Origin of the sequence: Streptomyces sp. NBC_00203, from assembly GCF_045206325.1 — a bacterium.
Lineage (GTDB): Bacteria > Actinomycetota > Actinomycetes > Streptomycetales > Streptomycetaceae > Streptomyces > Streptomyces lutosisoli.
Genome location: NZ_CP108126.1, coordinates 9,259,095 through 9,276,183 on the forward strand (window position 1 = coordinate 9,259,095; position 17,089 = coordinate 9,276,183).

Here is a 17,089-nt window from a genome sequence, read left to right on the forward strand (position 1 = left end):
CCGCCCGCCCCGGCAGGCCGGGGGATCAGCCCCGGGTGGGCGCTCCGGCCGTGCGGACCGTCTCCTGTTCCTGGTCCGTGAACGGCGGCTCGGTCAGCGGAGGCCGACGCGGGCCGCGCAGCACCGCGAACGCGACCTCGGGCTTGAAGAGGGTGGGCAGCGGTCTCGACAGCGTCATCACGCTGAGCAGCGCCTGGGTGACCAGCGGACGGCCGGTCGCCGTCAGCATGAGCCGGTTCACATAGCGGCCGAGCAGATTCTGCGCGCCCCCTGGCTGCTTGCCGATCGCCTCCGGGTAGCGGATGTCCGTGCCCGTGGCCAGGTCCCAGGCGGTCGCCACCGGACGGGACACGGCACGCTGCACCCGCCGCGCGAGGCCCGGCGCCGTCAGCCCGTGCTCGGCCACCAGCCCACGCAGCGCCACGGCGCCCTGCGCGGCCACCGACATGCCGTGCCCGTAGACCGGGTTGTACGTGGCGACGGCGTCACCGATCACGACGAACCCCTCGGGCCAGTCCCTCACCTTCTCGAAGAAGCGCCGCCTGTTGACCGTGGAGCGGGTGAGGACGACGTCCGTCAGCGGCTCCACGTGCGCGATCAGCTCACCCACGACGGGATGTCTGACCCCGCGCGCGAACGCCTCGAACTCCTCCACGGAGTCGGTCGGCTGGCCGCCGCGCGTGCCCGACAGCGTCACCAGCCACCGGCCGCCCTCGATGGGCACGATCGTCGACGACTGGCCCGGCACCGGCTGCGCCGCGTCCGGCTGTACGTTGACCACCGGGAACTCCTCGGTGCCCTCGGGCGCGCGGAAGATCCGGCTGGCGTACGCGAGTCCGGAGTCCACCTCGTCCATCGGCGCCTCGGGCACGCCCAGCGCGTCGAGCCAGGTGCTGGCCCGCGAGCCGCGCCCCGAGGCGTCCACCACCAGATCGGCCGCGAGGACGCGCTCCTCGCCCTCGGACGTACGCACCCGCACACCCGTCACCCGGGAGGCGCCGCCCTCCAGGCCGAGGAGCTCGGTGCGCTGCAGGAAGGTGACGCGCTCCTTCTTGGTGAGCCGCGCGCGCAGCACGGAGTCGAGCAGATCACGGCTGCACGCGATCATGAACTCCATCTCGGGCCAGCGCCGCAGCCAGCCCTGCGCCGACAGCGAGACGAGACCGGTCGGCAGCGGGATGCGCCGGGCGCCGGCGGCGAGCCAGGCGTCGGTCACCCCGGGCAGCAGCTCCTCCATCGCACGGGCGCCGCCGGACCACAGCAGGTGGGCGTGGCGGGCCTGCGGGAGACCCTTGCGCGGCTCGGGCCCCTCGGGCAGCGCGTCGCGCTCGACGACGGTGACCTCGGCGTAGTCGTGCAGGGCGGCGGCGGTCAGCAGACCGGCCAGCCCGCCGCCGACGACGACGGCCCGCCGGGAAGCCGCACCCGGCGGCAGACGGCGGGCGGTGTCGGCGGGTCTGCTCGGTTCGGCCGCGTCCCGGGAGGCGCTAGCTGGTTCGCTCATGGAAGTCGCTCTCTGAGCTGGTCGGGGCCCGCCCTCGGGCGGCCGCGACGACGGGTGACTGACGCAGGGCGATGGACATCCGCACGAGGTCGCGGGGGCCATCGGTGTACGCGTACGCGGATCCGGGCGCCGGGGGACCGTCGGCCGCCTCCGCCGAGCTGATGACCCTGCCCTCCGGATCGGCGGCCCTGGCCCGCACCGCCGCCGTCACCATCGCCGCGTCCGCCTCGGCCTGCGCCTGGGCGGGCGAGGAACCCGCGGTCAGGGCCGCGTCGTAGGCGTGGGAGCGCACCTCGGAGTCGAAGTAGGGGTACAGGCTGAGCATGCCGTCGTGGATGTCGGACTCCCGCTGGGTGACCTGGAGTTCGGCGGGGGACCACCAGGAGATCCGCACCGCGTGGTCCTCGTGCGCGGAGACCGGCTTCAGCTCGCGCCACAGCGGCCCGAGCCGGCGGTACGTCGACCAGGTCGTCCAGCAGTCCCCGATGCGCTGGCAGGCCAGTGGCAGCAGGAAGCCGACCGCGCTGACCTGCTCTCCCACGGAGGCGAGCATGGGGGCCACATCGGTGCTCAGGCCGTCCAGGTTCGCACCGTTCCAGCGGGCGACCACGGCGGTGAACTTGGTCGCCGCGTAAGGGACGTTGAAGAGGAAGCCGACGGCGATGACCATCAGCCCGGCCCGCAGCCAGCCGTGCACCTGGAGCGCCCAGCGCCAGCACATGATGTTCATCGCGACGCCCGCGACGGTCAGCGCGAGGAGGTAGAGCACGATCATCTCGCGGATGAACGGGGTGTTGGCGTAGTAGGTGTCGAGATCCCGCAACCGCTCCACGGGGGCGTCCCCGAGGGCGAACAGCACGACCAGCGCCACGCTGACCACGCCGTACCCGGTGATCCAGCGGCGCGCGAGGCGACGGGTCACCTCCGGCGGCCCGCCGCGCCAGTTGATGATCAGCACCAGGCAGGAGGCGCAGAAGGCGCTCAGCAGGCAATAGACCAGGGGCGCCGAGATGTTGGGGACCCCGGTGAGGTCATTGACCTCGGCGATCGTCGGCGGGGCCGCGAAGACGAACACCAGGCCCGCCAGTCCCATGAGCACGCCGACGGACCGCTGGAGCGGGTCACGCCAGCCCCTGATCAGCGCGGGCGCCTTGGCGGCGAGAGCGACCCCCATGGCGGCGGCGGGGACGTAATAGCTGGATGCGTCCATGTCCTCGGAGACGTCCTCAGCCCTGCGTGCCCCGGTAGCCCAGGGACGCCTCGATCCGGCCGGCCAGACCGTCCCGGCTCACCGGCTGGCGCAACGACGAACCGGCCAGCCACGTACGGCACTTGCTGGCGAGCAGCAGACCGAAGCTCTCGGCCTCCTTCTCGTTGTCGAGGTCGAAGTGGGTGCGCGCGGCCACCTTCAGGACGGTCGCCTGGAGGTCCGCGTGGTCGCTGAGCAAGCGGGCCGCGACGGCCGCGCCCTCGACATGGTGACTGCAGTGCCCGGCCTTCATGTGCCACAGCTCATGGCCGAGGATCACCAACTGGTGATCGGGCGCGGTGCGTTCCTCGATGACGACGAGGTCCTGCTCGGCCATGTCGAGCCACAGCCCGCTGGCGGTGCCGGGCGGGAAGGCGGCCGTACGGAACTGGACGGGACGGCCGCGGCGTCTGCTCATCGCGTCGCACAGCGCCGCGTACAGCTCGGCGGGTTCCGCCGGTGCCGGGAGCGAGAGCTCCGCGACCAACTCGCCGCACAGGCGGCGCATTTCCCTTCCGATGCCCACAGTTCTCCCCCGGCTCACGACTCGGGCCGCTTGACGCTCTCCAAGAGCATGTCCAGCCACTCGGCGACCTTGTCCCGGTGCTGGTCGGTGGGCAACTGCGCGGCCCGCCAGGCGATTCCGCGGACGCCGTGGTCCAGGAGCAGCCGCTCCAGCGGGTCGTTCGCGACGGAGGCCGCCGCGCGCTCGCGGTCGGCGAGCCGCTGCAGGAGCTCCTGCTCCGAGCGCTGGAGGGCGCCCACGAGCGCCTCGGAGTCCTCGGCCGTCAGGAACCCGGCATGGACCCGGAAGAAGCGCTGGATGGCGTCGCAGTGCTCCATGGTGGGGCGCCGGTCGCCGTTGATGAGGGCGCCCGCCTGCTGGCGCGACATGCCGGCGCCGTCGGCGATCTCCTGCTGGGTGTACCGGCGTCCATTGGGCTTGAGCCGGGTGCGGCGCAGCAGGTCCAGGCGTTGCAGGAAGCGGGCCTGCAGGTCGGGCTCCCCGGCGGGGCGGCCACTCAGCAGGGCCTTCACCACGGGTTCGGGGACGCCGGACTCGGCCGACAGGCGCTTGACGTCGAAGACCTCGGCGTGCTGCACACCGAGCCGGTCGGCGAGTGCGGTGACCCGGGCCACGACGGCCTGCAGCAGAACCGTCGCCGTGGCGCCCGGAACTTCGAAGCCATCCGTCACCGACAGATCTCCTACGTCTCTCTCAGGTCGCTCTCACGAAAGTCAGGAACTGTCCGGGTGCGAGGGTCGGGAACCGACCATCCGGACGCGAAGGTCAGGAACCATCCGGAGACTAGCCGCTTGCTCGAACTCACATCCAGGTCTCGCCACAACTGTGGCGAGATTCAGCCGTCAACAGGCGCCAAATGCCACGATAGTTGACACGCCTGTGCCCTGGGCAGCAGGATCGGGGCGCCGCGTGAAGGCCGCAGAGGCAAGAGGGGTGACCTCCCGATGGCGTACCAGGCAGGAAGGCAGCGGTCCCAGCCGCGACCTGTCCCCGAGAGTCTCGAAGCTCAGGCGTACCTCCAGGACTACGCCGCCCTCTTAGAAGCCGTCCCGTTCCCCTCCGTCGTCTTCGACCACCGCTGGGACGTCGTCCTGTCCAACGCCGCGTTCGAGACACTTTTCGACGGCGTCGGCCCTCATCCGACGGCCATGCCGGGCGACAACTTCCTTCGGTTCGTCCTCTTCCATCCGGACGCGCCCACGGTCCTCGGCGACCACGAGTCGAGCTGGTGCCTGCCGATGCTGGCCCACTTCGCGGCCGCCGTGGAGCTTCACGACCAGGACCGCGGACTCCAGTCGATCCGCCGGGACATCGCCCAGGACCCGATCATGGACGCGGCCTACCGGCACGGGCTGCCGCACTGGATCCGCGCGGTCGGCCCGGGCGCCGTCGAGCACGACGGCGCCGTACGCCCGCTGGTGCACCCCGACCCGCGCTGGGGCAGCACGGAGTGCCGGATCGTCGACGACACGCCCAAGACCCTCCGGGACATGGGCTATACGCGGATGACGCTGGTCCTGCGCGAGACGCGGCAGGCGGCGGCCGGACCGCGCAAGGCCCGCAAGACGCGCAACGGAGCGGCGGAGCTGCGGGCGGTGTGAACCCGCGGGGACGGGCGGTCGGCGTCCTCGCGGCGGTGCGCACGGCCGGGTCTCCTCGGCCGTGCCGTACGGCGGGGCTCAGTCGTCCAGCACCACGAGCACGAGCGGAACGCCGTCGCACGGCACCAGCCGCATCCGGTCGAAGCGCGCGGTCCGCGCCGACGCCAGCACGGCACCGAAGTCCGGGCCCTTGGTGAGCGATCCGGCCAGATGCGCGGGATCGGCGGACGCGGCCACCCGGCCCCGCGCGTTCACCAAGTGGGCCGCCCCCGGCAGCCGTTGGAGCAGCGGGACGACGGCGTTCTCGAAGTGCCGCAGATACACGTCGGCCGCGGCGACCCCGACGAACCGTCCCTCCACCTGTACGGGCGCGGACAGCGTCAGGCTGTACTCGTCGGAGCACAGGTAGTCCACATAGGGCCCGGCGACCGCGCGCTGCCCGGTGTCGCGGGGGAGGGCGAACCAGTCCCAGTGCGTGTAGTCGGAGTACGCGGAGTGCTCCGGATCGAGGTCGAGCAGCAGCGGCCGTACGTCCCCGTCGGAGCCCTGCTGCCACCACTCCAGCCACGCCGGTACGTCACTCAGCAGCCCCGGCGCCGCGACGAACCCGGCGCCCGACACCAACTCCTGCCGGGTGAGCCGGAGATGGAGCCCCGGGCGCAGTGCGGCCAGATCCACGGTCGCGGGGCGCCGGTGCTGCGCGGCGACCCGGGCGAGCAGCCTCGCCGTATCGGTACGGGTGTCGGCCACGGCCTCGAACACGGCCTCCAGCGTGGAGCGGACCTGGGCGGCGACGGCCGCCTCCGGCGTCGCGTCAAGCGTCGCCGCGGCGCCCGCCAGGCCGGGGCTCCTGCTCATGGGTGCCCTCCAGCGGACGGGGAGCGGACGCGGAGCGCGGCATCGACAGGCGCAGGGCGATGAGCCGCGCCGTCGAATCCTGCACGCACCGCTCGGCCAGGGCTCTGGCCGAATCGTGGGCCCCATCTTGCACCGCCGAGATTACGGAGCGGTGACGGTCTGCCACTTCTTCACGGTATTCGTCGTCCCCGAGCACGAGACACAACAGCGCGCCCACTTCCGTCTGGAGCGCGACCTGTTCACGGGTCAGCCGGGCCGACTGCGCCGCCGCGGCGAGCTCGACATGGAACCGGCCGTAGACACGGCTGCGCGCCGCCGCCTCCCGGGCGGTCGACAGCTCGTCGAGGGTGCGCCGCAGCTGCTGGAGATCGTCCGGCTCGGTGCGCTCTGCGGCCAGTCGCGCGGCCGTTCCCGACAGGGCGGCCCAGTGGTCGCCCAGGTCGCGCAGCTCCTCGGTGCTCCAGCCGGCGAGCCGGGCCTTCAACCTCTCCTCGCCGGGGTCCTCGGGGAGGGACACGAAGCTTCCGCCGCCACGCCCCCTGCGCGTGGTGACCAGTCCCTGCTGCCGCAGCGCCATGAGGGCCTCGCGCAGAGTGACCGTGGACACGCCGAGCTGTCCGGCCAGCTCCATCTCGCCGGGCAGCTGCTCCCCGTCGGAGAGCAGCCCGAGCTCTATGGCATCACTGAGCCTGTGGACGACCGTCTCCACTCGCGCCCGGTTGTCCACCGGGGTGAATATGGCCCTCCGGGCGCCACTGTCCATGTGTTGCTTCACGACCACCACCTTGTGCGTTGACTCAACCTTTACCATAAGGGGGTCTTGAGCTTTGAACTATGACTTCATATCTTTCCGGTCAACGTAAGAGTGCACCAGAAAGGTTCCCGCCCATGGAGGGAAGCACGATCCGGCTGCAGGATCTGCGGAAGTCGTTCGGCGAGACGACCGCGGTGGCCGGAGTCGACCTGGAGATATCCGACGGCGAGTTCTTCTCGATGCTCGGCCCGTCCGGCTCCGGAAAGACGACCGTCCTGCGCATGATCGCGGGCTTCGAGACCCCCACCTCCGGGCGGATCGAGCTGGCCGGCCAGGAGGTCACCGGGCTCGCCCCCTTCGAGCGGGATGTGCACACCGTCTTCCAGGACTACGCGCTGTTCCCGCACATGACCGTGGAACAGAACGTCGCCTACGGCCTCAAGGTCCGCAAGGTGCCCAAGGCCGAGCGGCTGGTACGGGCCCGCAAGGCGCTCGCCGACGTACGCCTCGAAGGGTTCGGCAGGCGGCGCCCGAGCCAGCTCTCCGGCGGCCAGCGCCAGCGCGTCGCACTCGCCCGCGCCCTCGTCGGCCGCCCCCGGGTGCTGCTGCTCGACGAACCGCTCGGCGCACTCGACCTCAAGCTGCGCGAGCAGATGCAGGTCGAGCTCAAGGCGATCCAGCGCGAGGTCGGCATCACCTTCGTCTTCGTCACCCACGACCAGGAGGAGGCCCTGACGATGAGCGACCGCATCGCCGTCTTCAACCAGGGCCGGATCGAGCAGGTCGGCACCCCGGCCGAGATCTACGAGCGCCCCGCCTCGGCCTTCGTCGCCGGCTTCGTCGGCACGTCCAACCTGCTCGAAGGCCAGTCCGCGCAGCAGGTCGTCGGCGCCCCGGGCACGTACAGCATCAGGCCCGAGAAGATCCGGGTTCTGAAGGAGTCCGCCGAGGCCGACGAGCCGGAGCACTCCACCGCCGTCGGCACCGTCGTCGAGGTCGTCTATCTGGGTGACTCCACCCGCTTCCTGGTCGACCTCGACGCCGGCGGACGCCTCACCGCGCTCCAGCAGAACCTGGAGACCACCTCCGAGGACGTCGCCGCCTACCGCGGAACCCGGGTCCGTCTCCAGTGGCACCGCGGCCACACCTTCAAGGTCCCCGACCCCCGCTGACCCCTCCCACGCTCAGTCCCCATCACGTATGGAGTACGTCGTGCGCCTCACCCGAACCCTTCAGGCCGCCGCCGCAGTCGCGGTGCTCCTCGCGGCCTCCGCCTGCGGATCGTCCAATACGGGCCCCTCGTCGAGCGGGCTCAACCCCCCCGACCTGAAGGCACCGTCGAAGCTCGGCAAGACCGAGGGCCAGGTCAACCTCATCGCCTGGGCCGGCTATGTCGAGGACGGCTCGAACGACCCCAAGGTCGACTGGGTCAGCGACTTCGAGAAGCAGACCGGCTGTCAGGTCAACTCCAAGGTCGCCGCCAGCTCCGACGAGATGGTCAAGCTGATGAAGACCGGCCAGTACGACGCCGTGTCCGCGTCCGGCGACGCGTCCCTGCGCCTCATCGCCTCCGGCGACGCGGCCCCCGTCAACACCGCCCTCGTACCGAACTACAAGGACGTCTTCAGCGGCCTGAAGAACGGCGCCTGGAACTCCGTCGACGGCCAGATGTACGGCATCCCGCACGGCCGCGGCGCCAACCTGCTGATGTACAACACGCAGAAGGTCACGCCCGCCCCCACCTCCTGGGCGGCCGTCTTCGACGACGCCTCGAAGTACAAGGGCCATGTGACGGCGTACGACTCGCCGATCTACATCGCCGACGCGGCGCTGTATCTCAAGGCGACCAAGCCGGAGTTGAAGATCAAGGACCCCTACGCGCTGGACCAGACGCAGTTCGACGCGGCCGTCGCCCTGCTGAAGAAGCAGGGCGCGAACGTGGGGGAGTACTGGAGCGACTACCTCAAGGAGATCTCCGCGTTCAAGAGCGGTGACTCCGTGGTCGGCACCACCTGGCAGGTCATCGCCAACCTCGCCGCCGACGAGGGCGCCAAGGTGAAGGCCTTCGTGCCCAAGGAGGGCTCCACGGGATGGTCGGACACCTGGATGATCTCCGCCAAGGCCAAGCACCCCAACTGCGCCTACAAGTGGGCGGACTGGATCATCTCCCCGAAGGTCAACGCCCAGGTCGCCGAGTACTTCGGTGAGGCACCCGCCAACTCCAAGGCCTGCGCCGAGACCAGCGACAAGTCCTTCTGCGACACCTACCACGCCTCCGACGAGAGCTACTGGAAGAACATCGCCTTCTGGAACACGCCCATCGAGCAGTGCCTCGACGGCCGCACCGACGTCAAGTGCGTGCCGTACGCCAAGTGGGTCCAGGCCTGGACCGAGATCAAGGGCTGAGCGACACATGACGTCCACCACGCAGGCCGCCGGACGGTCCCCCGTCCGGCGGCTCGCCGGGACCCTGCACCGGCACTCCCGGCTGCGGCTGTCCCTGCTCCTCACCGCGCCGCTGCTCTGGCTGGCCGTGCTCTACCTCGGATCACTGGCCGTGCTGTTCGTCTCCGCGTTCTGGACGACCAACTCCTTCACCTCCGAGGTGGTGAAGGTCTGGTCGACCGACAACTTCCACGCGCTGTTCACGACACCGGTCTTCCGGCAGGTGATCCTGCGCAGCATCGGCGTCGCCCTCGCGGTCACCGTCCTGTGCGCGGTGATCGCCTTCCCGGTCGCCTTCTACACGGCCCGCATCGCCCAGCCCAAGTGGCGCCCGCTGCTCGTGGTCGCCATCCTCACCCCGCTGTGGGCGAGTTACCTCGTCAAGGTGTACGCCTGGCGCCTGATCCTCTCTCAGGGAGGCCTCGCCGACTGGATGCTGGAGCCCTTCGGGCTGAGCGGACCCGGGTTCGGACTGCCCGCGGCGGTCATCGCGCTGACGTACCTGTGGCTGCCGTACATGATCCTGCCGATCCACGCGGCACTGGAGCAGCTGCCCGCCAACCTGCTCGACGCGTCGGCGGACTTGGGCGGGCGGCCCGTGCGCACCTTCCGCTCGGTGGTGCTGCCGATGGTCCTGCCGGCCGTCGCCGCGGGCTCGGTCTTCACCTTCTCGCTCAGCCTCGGCGACTACATCACCGTGCAGATCGTCGGCGGCAAGACCCAGCTCATCGGCAACCTCGTCTACTCCAACATCGAACTGAACCTGCCCATGGCCGCCGCGCTCGGCACGGTCCCCGTCGTCGTCATCGTGCTGTACCTGCTCGCGATGCGCCGCACGGGCGCCCTGAGCAGCCTCTGAGGAGCCCGCTGTGCAACTCTCCCGTTCCGCGCGCATCGCGCTGCGCTGCGCCGCCGGGCTCGGCTTCGCGATCATCTACGTGCCGCTCGCGCTGGTCCTGATCAACTCCTTCAACCCGGACCGCAGCGCGAGCTGGCCGCCCTCCAGCCTGACCTTCCACTGGTGGTCGGTCGCCTGGGACAACGAGGGCGCCCGCACGGCGCTGTGGACCTCCGTCAAGGCGGGGCTCGGCGCCACCGCCATCGCCCTCGTGCTCGGCACGCTGGTCGCCTTCGCGGTCGGCCGGCACCGCTTCTTCGGCCGCGACGCCATCTCGTTCGTGGTCGTCCTGCCGATCGCGCTGCCCGGCATCGTCACGGGCATCGCGCTCAACTCGGCCTTCAGCACGGTACTTGAGCCGCTCGGCGTCGGCCTCGGCATGTTCACCGTGATCGTCGGCCACGCCACCTTCTGCATCGTCGTCGTCTTCAACAACGTCGTCGCCCGACTGCGCCGTACGTCCGGCACCTACGAGGAAGCCGCGATGGACCTGGGCGCGGACACCTTCCGGGCCTTCGTCGACGTCACCTTCCCGCTCATCCGCTCGGCGCTGCTCGCGGGCGCGCTGCTCGCCTTCGCGCTCTCCTTCGACGAGATCGTGGTGACGACGTTCACGGCCGGGCCCGGGATCGAGACCCTGCCGATCTGGATCTTCAACAACATGACCCGGCCCCAGCAGGCACCGGTCGTGAATGTCGTGGCGGCGGTGCTCGTCCTGCTCTCGGTGGTTCCGATCTACGTGGCGCAGCGGCTGTCCGCCGACACGGCGGCCGAGAGCAGGATCTGAGCGGTCCCGGGGAAGCGAGGGCCCCGGCGGGACCCGGCTATCCGGCGAACTCCCGCATCCACGCCTCGACTTCGTCGGCCGAGCGGGGCAGCCCGGCCGACAGGTTCTCGTACCCGTCCGCCGTCACCAGCAGGTCGTCCTCGATCCGGACGCCGATGCCGCGCCAGGGTTCGGGCACGGTCAGGTCGTCCGGCTGGAAGTAGAGGCCGGGCTCGACGGTGAGCACCATGCCCGGCTCCAGGACCCCGTCGACGTACTCCTCGTTGCGGGCCTTGGCGCAGTCGTGGACGTCGATCCCGAGCATGTGACCGGTGCCCGCCATGGTGAACCGGCGCTGCAGACCGAGCTCGTACGCGCGCTCGGCCGGGCCCTCGATGAAGCCCCACTTCACGAGCCGCTCGGTCATCGACCGCTGCGCGGCCTCGTGGAAGTCGCGGTACCGGGCACCCGGCTTCACCGTGGCCATGCCGGCCTCCTGGGCCTCGTACACCGCGTCGTATATCTCCCGCTGGAGCGGGGTGAACGTCCCGCTGATCGGGAGGGTGCGGGTGACGTCGGCGGTGTAGAGCGTGCGGGTCTCCACGCCCGCGTCCAGCAGGAGCAGCTCGCCCGGGCGGACCGGGCCGTCGTTCTCCGTCCAGTGCATGATCGTGGCGTGCTCGCCGGCCGCGCAGATGGAGCCGTAGCCGACGTCGTTGCCCTCGACGCGGGCGCGGCGGAAGAAGGTGCCCTCGATCCACCGCTCCGAGGTGGCGACCGCCTGCGACAACTCCCGTACCACGTCGGTGAATCCACGGACCGTGGAGTCCACGGCCCGGCGCATCTCGCCGATCTCCCACGCGTCCTTGACCAGCCGCAGCCCGGACACCGCCGTCTCGAGGTCGGCGTCCCGGTCCTCGTCCGTGGTGAGTGCCGCTTCGATCTCGGGGGCATGGCCGCGCACGACACGCGTCGGTACGCCGGTGTCCTTGAGGTCCTCGACGATCGTGCGGATGTCACGGCACGGCAGGCCGAGCACCGACTCCGACTCGGCGAGGGAACGGCGGCGGCCCATCCACAGCTCGGCCGTCTTGCCCGTCCAGAACTCGTCGCTGTCCCGGGTGTCGCGGGGGAGCTGATAGCAGTGCGCGTCGTGGCCGCCGTCCGCGCGGGGCTCCAGAACCAGGGCACCGTCACGGGCTTGATCGCCCGTCAGATGGACGTAGCCCGAGTACGGGCGGAACGCGTAGGGGGTGTCGTTCGAGCGTGTCTTGAGACTTCCGGAGGGGATGACGAGCCGCTCGCCCGGGAAGAGGGCGGAGAGTGCGGCGCGTCGGCGGGCCGCGTACGGCGCCTGCTCGATGGGCCGCAGATCGCGCTGCTCGGTGTCGGCCCAGCCCGTCCGCATCAGCGCGGACAGCTCGTCGGAGACTCCTTGATACAGACCGTTCTTTCGGCCCTTTGCCACGTCAGGCACCTCTTCTGTGTGTTGTCGACTGCTCTTGGGCTGTTCCCAGCAAGAGAAGCATGTGACATAGTACTGATGTGAGCAAGGCATTTACCTGCGATGTTGTAGTCGTCGGGGCCGGAATGGTCGGCGCGGCCTGCGCCCTGTACGCGGCCCGGGCGGGCCTCGACGTCGCCCTGGTGGACCGCGGTCCGGTGGCCGGCGGGACGACCGGTGCGGGCGAGGGCAACCTGCTCGTCTCCGACAAGGAGCCCGGGCCCGAGCTCGACCTCGCCCTGCTGTCGGGGCGCCTGTGGGCCGACCTCGCGGAGGAGGGTCTCGGAGGGGCGATCGAATACGAGGCCAAGGGCGGTGTCGTCGTCGCCTCCACCCCCGAGGGCCTCGCCGCGCTGGAGAGCTTCGCGGCGGGCCAGCGCGCGGCCGGGGTCCTGACGTCATCGGTCGCCGCCGGCCAACTCCACGAACTGGAACCGCACTTGGCGCCCGGCCTCGCGGGCGCCGTGCACTATCCGCAGGACACCCAGGTGATGCCTGCCCTGGCCGCCGCCCATCTGGTGCGGGCGTCGGGGGCCCGGCTGCTGACCGGGCGGACCGTGACCGAGGTGCTGCGCACGGCGGACGGAGCGGTGCGCGGCGTGCGGACCGACCGGGGCGACCTCCATGCCCCGGCCGTCGTGAACGCGGCCGGTACGTGGGGCGCGGCGGTGGCCGGGCTGGCCGGTGTCTCACTCCCTGTCCTGCCCCGCCGCGGGTTCGTCCTCGTGACGGAGCCGCTGCCGAGGATGGTGCGGCACAAGGTGTACGCCGCGGACTACGTCGCCGACGTGGCCAGCGACTCGGCGGCGCTGCAGACGTCGCCCGTCGTGGAAGGGACGGCCGCGGGGCCGGTCCTGATCGGCGCGAGCCGGGAGCGGGTCGGCTTCGACCGCTCCTTCTCACTGCCGGTCGTCCGGGCGCTGGCCGCCGGGGCGACCCGGCTGTTCCCGTTCCTGTCGGAGGTGCGCGCCCTCCGTACCTACCTGGGCTTCCGCCCGTACATGCCGGACCACCTTCCCGCGATCGGCCCGGACCCCCGGGTGCCCGGTCTCTTCCACGCCTGCGGGCACGAGGGCGCGGGCATCGGGCTCGCCACCGGTACCGGGCAGCTGCTCGCGCAGGTCCTGGCCGGCAGGACCACCGACCTCGACCTCGCGCCGTTCCGGCCCGACCGCTTCGTCCAGGAGGCCGCGTGAACCCCCGGGAACTGGTCCGGGCCCAGCCGGGGCCCGCGTTCACCGTCACCCTCGACGACCGCGAGATCGAGGCGCTGCCCGGCCAGACCGTCGCCGCCGCGCTGTGGGCCGCCGGCGTCACGTCCTGGCGCGCCACCCGCGACGCGGGCCGCCCGCGCGGCGTCTTCTGCGGCATCGGCGTCTGCTTCGACTGCCTCGTCACCGTCAACGACCGCCCCAACCAACGGGCTTGCCTGGTCCCGGTGCGGCCGGGCGACGCGATCCGCACGCAGGAAGGCACGGGCCACCATGACTGACCGACCGCACCTCGCGGTGATCGGCGCGGGCCCGGCGGGGCTCGCCGCGTCCCTGGCGGCGGCCGCGCGCGGCATCCGCGTCACCCTGATCGACTCGGCGGCACAGGCGGGGGGTCAGTTCTACCGCCAGCCCGCGAGCGGGCTGGGGGCGCGCCGCCCGAAGGCGTTGCACCACCAGTGGCGGACGTGGGAGCGGCTGCGGGACGGGCTCGCCGCGGCGGACACGATCCACCAACTGACGGACCATCATGTCTGGTGTGTGGAACGGCGGTCCGAGGATTTTGCCGTGCACGCGCTGCTGGGCCCGGAGCAGGAGAAGCCCGCCACCGTCCACGCCGACGCCGTCCTCCTCGCCACCGGTGGCTACGAGAAGGTGCTGCCCTTCCCCGGCTGGACCCTCCCCGGTGTCGTCACCGCGGGTGGGGCCCAGGCCATGCTCAAGGGCGGGCTCGTCGTACCGGGGCGGACCGCCGTGGTGGCCGGGACCGGGCCGTTGCTGCTGCCCGTGGCGACCGGGCTGGCCGCGGCCGGCGTCGAGGTGGCCGCGCTCGTCGAGTCCGCCGACCCGAAGGCGTTCGCGCGGAAGGCGACAGCGCTGGCCGCCCAGCCCGGCAAGGTCGCCGAGGGCGCCCAGTACGCCGCCCAACTCCTGCGCCACCGCATCAGGTTCATCCCCCGGCACACCGTCGTCGAGGCGCACGGCGACGCACGGCTCGACGCCGTGACCGTCGCCGCGCTCGACACCGGCGGGCGCGTCCGGCCCGGCACCGCCCGGCGCATCCCCTGCGACACGCTCGCCGTTGGGCACGGCATGCTCCCGCACACCGATCTCGCCGAGTCGCTCGGCTGCCGCATCGACGGACTGAAGGTGTACGTCGACGACGAGCAGCGCACCGACGTGCCCGGCGTCTGGGCCGCCGGCGAGACCACCGGCATCGGCGGCTCCGCGCTGTCGCTCGCCGAGGGCCATATCGCCGGCAGCTCCATCGCCGCCCGGCTCACCGGCACGGAACCCGACGCGCGCGCATGGGCCGCGGTCGACAGGTCCCGCACGAGGACGCGGGAGTTCATCGCCGCACTCGACACCGTGTACGCGCCGCCCGCCCACTGGACGGACCAGGTCACCGACGACACCGTCGTGTGCCGCTGCGAGGAGGTCACCGGCGGCGAGATCCGCGCGGCCGTCGCCGAGCTCGGTGCGGGCGACGTGCGGACCGTGAAGCTGCTCACCCGCGCCGGGATGGGCTGGTGCCAGGGCCGGATGTGCGAGCCCGCGGTCGCGGGACTCACCGGGTGCGAACAGAAGGCGACGCGGCGGCTGCTGGCCCGCCCGGTGCCGCTCGGCGTCCTCGCGCAGGCCGGAGAGCCGTCCCCGGAGCCTTCGGGGGAGCCCGAAGCCGACTGACCTCCGCCGTGCGGCCGTAGCAGCGGTAGCCGCAACAGCCGTACGGCCTCTCGCCGACACCCCTTACCCACCAGTAAAATGTCACACCCTATTGAGATGGGATCTCTCTTATGACCGCCACCACCGACAACCGCCCCTGGCGCGGAGTCCTTGTCGCCACCGCGCTCCCGCTGAACGACGACCTCTCCGTCAACTACGACAAGTTCGCCGAACACTGCGCCTGGCTCGTCGAGAACGGCTGCGACGGCGTCGTACCCAACGGCTCGCTCGGTGAGTACCAGGTGCTCACGCCGGAGGAGCGCGCGAAGGTCGTGGAGACGGCCGTCGCCGCCATCGGCGGTTCGCGCGTGATGCCCGGTGTCGCCGCCTATGGCTCCGCCGAGGCCCGCCGCTGGGCCGAGCAGGCCAAGGACGCGGGCTGCGGGGCCGTGATGCTGCTGCCGCCGAACGCCTACCGTGCCGACGAGCGTTCCGTCCTCGCCCACTACGAGGAGGTCGCCAAGGCGGGCGTCCCGGTCGTCGCGTACAACAACCCGATCGACACCAAGGTCGACCTGGTGCCCGAACTCCTCGCCAAGCTGTACGAGGAGGGATACATCCACGCCGTCAAGGAGTTCTCCGGCGATGTCCGCCGGGCCTACCAGCTCGCCGAACTCGCCCCGGGACTGGACCTGTTGATCGGCGCCGACGACGTCCTGCTGGAGCTCGCCGTCGCGGGCGCCAAGGGCTGGGTCGCCGGATACCCGAACGCGCTGCCCGGCGCGAGCGTCGAGCTGTACCGCGCCGCCGTCGACGGCGACCTCGACACGGCGGGCAAGCTCTACCGTCAGCTGCACCCGCTGCTGCGCTGGGACTCCAAGGTCGAGTTCGTGCAGGCCATCAAGCTCTCCATGGACATCGTCGGCCGGCACGGCGGTCCGGTCCGCCCGCCGCGCGTCCCGCTGCTGCCCGCGCAGGAGGCGGCCGTCCGCGAAGCCACCGAGCGGGCCGTCGCCGCCGGTCTCGCCTGATCCCCACCGCTCTCGATCCATCAGGAGTGTCATGCGTAGCAAACTCGTCCTGCACGCCGTCGACTCGCACACCGAGGGCATGCCCACCCGGGTGATCACCGGCGGCATCGGCACGATCCCCGGCGCGACCATGAACGAGCGCCGACTGTACTTCCGTGAGCACCGCGACGACATCAAACAGCTCCTGATGAACGAGCCGCGCGGCCACGCGGCGATGAGCGGCGCCATCCTCCAGCCGCCCACCCGCCCCGACTGCGACTACGGCGTGATCTACATCGAGGTCTCGGGCTACCTCCCGATGTGCGGGCACGGCACCATCGGTGTCGCGACCGTGCTCGTGGAGACCGGCATGGTCGAGGTCGTCGAGCCGGTCACCACCATCCGGCTCGACACCCCGGCGGGCCTGGTCGTCGCCGAGGTCGCGGTCGAGGACGGCGCCGCCAAGGCGGTGACCCTGAAGAACGTGCCGTCCTTCTCCGTGGGCCTCGACCGCAAGGCCACGCTCGCCGACGGGCGGACGGTGACCTACGACCTCGCGTACGGCGGCAACTTCTACGCGATCCTGCCGCTGGAGCAGTTCGGGCTGCCCTTCGACCGCTCCCGCAAGGACGACATCCTCGCCGCCGGTCTGTCGCTGATGGACGCCATCAACGCCGACGACGAGCCCATCCACCCCGAGGACCCCTCGATCCGCGGCTGCCACCACGTCCACCTGTACGCGCCCGGCGCCACCGCCCGCTACTCGCGGCACGCGATGGCGATCCACCCCGGCTGGTTCGACCGCTCACCCTGCGGTACGGGCACCAGCGCGCGCATGGCCCAGCTGCACGCCCGCGGCGAACTCCCGCTGCACACCGAGTTCGTCAACGAGTCCTTCATCGGGACCCAGTTCACCGGACGGCTGCTCGGCACCACCGAGGTCGCCGGAATCCCCGCCGTGCTGCCCAGCTTCACCGGCCGCGCCTGGATCACCGGCACCGCCCAGTACCTGCTCGATCCGACCGACCCGTTCCCGGCCGGATTCGTCCTCTAGATCCGCGGGCCCCGGCCGACCCTCCCAGTCCCTACCATGACCCG

The 17,089-nt window shown here is 71.4% G+C and carries 17 protein-coding genes; 10 read left to right on the top strand and 7 right to left on the bottom strand.

The features are described from left to right. Window positions 1-25: 25 nt before the first annotated feature. The 4 genes from OG975_RS41015 to OG975_RS41030 are packed head-to-tail and all read right to left on the bottom strand — an operon-like array spanning window position 26 to window position 3,950. Window positions 26-1,504, bottom strand: a complete 1,479-nt coding sequence (locus OG975_RS41015; protein WP_406334663.1) for an FAD-dependent oxidoreductase — start codon at window positions 1,502-1,504, stop codon at window positions 26-28. Next, a complete protein-coding gene (locus tag OG975_RS41020) occupies window positions 1,488-2,714 on the bottom strand; it encodes an MAB_1171c family putative transporter (RefSeq protein WP_406334665.1) in 1,227 nt (408 codons plus the stop codon). The genes OG975_RS41015 and OG975_RS41020 overlap by 17 nt, the downstream gene beginning before the upstream one ends. Window positions 2,715-2,730: 16 nt before the next feature. Then, complete coding sequence (locus tag OG975_RS41025; protein ID WP_330310366.1) at window positions 2,731-3,261, bottom strand: toxin-antitoxin system, toxin component; 531 nt, start codon at window positions 3,259-3,261, stop codon at window positions 2,731-2,733. 32 nt (window positions 3,262-3,293) lie between these two features. Continuing rightward, on the bottom strand, window positions 3,294-3,950 hold the full coding sequence (locus OG975_RS41030; RefSeq protein ID WP_406334666.1) for a helix-turn-helix domain-containing protein: 657 nt from the start codon (window positions 3,948-3,950) through the stop codon (window positions 3,294-3,296). 273 nt (window positions 3,951-4,223) lie between these two features. Between OG975_RS41030 and OG975_RS41035 the strand changes: the two genes are divergently transcribed. Next, complete coding sequence (locus tag OG975_RS41035; protein WP_406334667.1) at window positions 4,224-4,880, top strand: hypothetical protein; 657 nt, start codon at window positions 4,224-4,226, stop codon at window positions 4,878-4,880. 78 nt (window positions 4,881-4,958) lie between these two features. Here OG975_RS41035 and OG975_RS41040 read toward each other — a convergent pair whose 3' ends face one another. Beyond that, on the bottom strand, window positions 4,959-5,738 hold the full coding sequence (locus OG975_RS41040) for a cache domain-containing protein (protein WP_406334669.1): 780 nt from the start codon (window positions 5,736-5,738) through the stop codon (window positions 4,959-4,961). After that, the gene (locus tag OG975_RS41045) at window positions 5,695-6,501 is read right to left on the bottom strand and encodes a FadR/GntR family transcriptional regulator (RefSeq protein ID WP_406336694.1); all 807 of its coding nucleotides are present in this window, start codon (window positions 6,499-6,501) and stop codon (window positions 5,695-5,697) included. The genes OG975_RS41040 and OG975_RS41045 overlap by 44 nt, the downstream gene beginning before the upstream one ends. Window positions 6,502-6,626: 125 nt before the next feature. Here OG975_RS41045 and OG975_RS41050 point away from each other — a divergent pair, with 125 nt between their 5' ends. From OG975_RS41050 to OG975_RS41065, 4 genes are read left to right on the top strand one after another with little or no spacing between them, the layout of a single operon-like run. Then, window positions 6,627-7,664 (top strand): ABC transporter ATP-binding protein, encoded by a 1,038-nt coding sequence (locus OG975_RS41050; protein WP_327433500.1) that lies wholly within the window; start codon window positions 6,627-6,629, stop codon window positions 7,662-7,664. Window positions 7,665-7,704: 40 nt separating this feature from the next. After that, window positions 7,705-8,898 carry an ABC transporter substrate-binding protein gene (locus OG975_RS41055; RefSeq protein ID WP_406334671.1) on the top strand — a complete coding sequence of 398 codons (1,194 nt, stop codon included), beginning with the start codon at window positions 7,705-7,707 and terminating at the stop codon, window positions 8,896-8,898. Window positions 8,899-8,905: 7 nt separating this feature from the next. Further along, a complete protein-coding gene (locus tag OG975_RS41060; protein WP_406334673.1) occupies window positions 8,906-9,796 on the top strand; it encodes an ABC transporter permease in 891 nt (296 codons plus the stop codon). A 10-nt stretch (window positions 9,797-9,806) separates the two neighbouring features. Further along, the gene (locus OG975_RS41065; RefSeq protein WP_406334675.1) at window positions 9,807-10,622 is read left to right on the top strand and encodes an ABC transporter permease; all 816 of its coding nucleotides are present in this window, start codon (window positions 9,807-9,809) and stop codon (window positions 10,620-10,622) included. Window positions 10,623-10,659: 37 nt separating this feature from the next. Here the strand turns inward: OG975_RS41065 and OG975_RS41070 are convergent, their stop codons facing one another. Further along, entirely contained in the window at window positions 10,660-12,069 is a 1,410-nt protein-coding gene (locus OG975_RS41070) for an aminopeptidase P family protein (protein WP_406334676.1), read from the bottom strand. 77 nt (window positions 12,070-12,146) lie between these two features. Here OG975_RS41070 and OG975_RS41075 point away from each other — a divergent pair, with 77 nt between their 5' ends. The 5 genes from OG975_RS41075 to OG975_RS41095 all read left to right on the top strand — a co-directional run bounded on the left by OG975_RS41075 (window position 12,147) and on the right by OG975_RS41095 (window position 17,045). After that, window positions 12,147-13,301, top strand: coding sequence for an NAD(P)/FAD-dependent oxidoreductase (locus OG975_RS41075; protein ID WP_406334678.1), 1,155 nt, complete (start codon window positions 12,147-12,149; stop codon window positions 13,299-13,301). Beyond that, a complete protein-coding gene (locus OG975_RS41080) occupies window positions 13,298-13,597 on the top strand; it encodes a (2Fe-2S)-binding protein (RefSeq protein ID WP_406334680.1) in 300 nt (99 codons plus the stop codon). Before OG975_RS41075 ends, OG975_RS41080 begins: the two co-directional genes overlap by 4 nt. After that, a complete protein-coding gene (locus tag OG975_RS41085; RefSeq protein ID WP_406334682.1) occupies window positions 13,590-15,002 on the top strand; it encodes an FAD-dependent oxidoreductase in 1,413 nt (470 codons plus the stop codon). The genes OG975_RS41080 and OG975_RS41085 overlap by 8 nt, the downstream gene beginning before the upstream one ends. 110 nt (window positions 15,003-15,112) lie before the next feature. Beyond that, complete coding sequence (locus OG975_RS41090; RefSeq protein WP_406334683.1) at window positions 15,113-16,012, top strand: dihydrodipicolinate synthase family protein; 900 nt, start codon at window positions 15,113-15,115, stop codon at window positions 16,010-16,012. Between the two features lie 31 nt (window positions 16,013-16,043). After that, on the top strand, window positions 16,044-17,045 hold the full coding sequence (locus OG975_RS41095) for a proline racemase family protein (protein WP_406334685.1): 1,002 nt from the start codon (window positions 16,044-16,046) through the stop codon (window positions 17,043-17,045). The last annotated feature ends 44 nt before the right edge of the window (window positions 17,046-17,089 follow it).

What these genes read in the sequence shown, in the direction of transcription:
- OG975_RS41015 (WP_406334663.1), bottom strand. Translation starts at nt 1,504, where the DNA reads ATGAGCGAACCAGCTAGCGCCTCCCGGGACGCGGCCGAACCGAGCAGA.
- OG975_RS41020 (WP_406334665.1), bottom strand. Translation starts at nt 2,714, where the DNA reads ATGGACGCATCCAGCTATTACGTCCCCGCCGCCGCCATGGGGGTCGCT.
- OG975_RS41025 (WP_330310366.1), bottom strand. Translation starts at nt 3,261, where the DNA reads ATGCGCCGCCTGTGCGGCGAGTTGGTCGCGGAGCTCTCGCTCCCGGCA.
- OG975_RS41035 (WP_406334667.1), top strand. Translation starts at nt 4,224, where the DNA reads ATGGCGTACCAGGCAGGAAGGCAGCGGTCCCAGCCGCGACCTGTCCCC.
- OG975_RS41040 (WP_406334669.1), bottom strand. Translation starts at nt 5,738, where the DNA reads ATGAGCAGGAGCCCCGGCCTGGCGGGCGCCGCGGCGACGCTTGACGCG.
- OG975_RS41045 (WP_406336694.1), bottom strand. Translation starts at nt 6,501, where the DNA reads ATGGACAGTGGCGCCCGGAGGGCCATATTCACCCCGGTGGACAACCGG.
- OG975_RS41050 (WP_327433500.1), top strand. Translation starts at nt 6,627, where the DNA reads ATGGAGGGAAGCACGATCCGGCTGCAGGATCTGCGGAAGTCGTTCGGC.
- OG975_RS41060 (WP_406334673.1), top strand. Translation starts at nt 8,906, where the DNA reads ATGACGTCCACCACGCAGGCCGCCGGACGGTCCCCCGTCCGGCGGCTC.
- OG975_RS41085 (WP_406334682.1), top strand. Translation starts at nt 13,590, where the DNA reads ATGACTGACCGACCGCACCTCGCGGTGATCGGCGCGGGCCCGGCGGGG.
- OG975_RS41090 (WP_406334683.1), top strand. Translation starts at nt 15,113, where the DNA reads ATGACCGCCACCACCGACAACCGCCCCTGGCGCGGAGTCCTTGTCGCC.
- OG975_RS41095 (WP_406334685.1), top strand. Translation starts at nt 16,044, where the DNA reads ATGCGTAGCAAACTCGTCCTGCACGCCGTCGACTCGCACACCGAGGGC.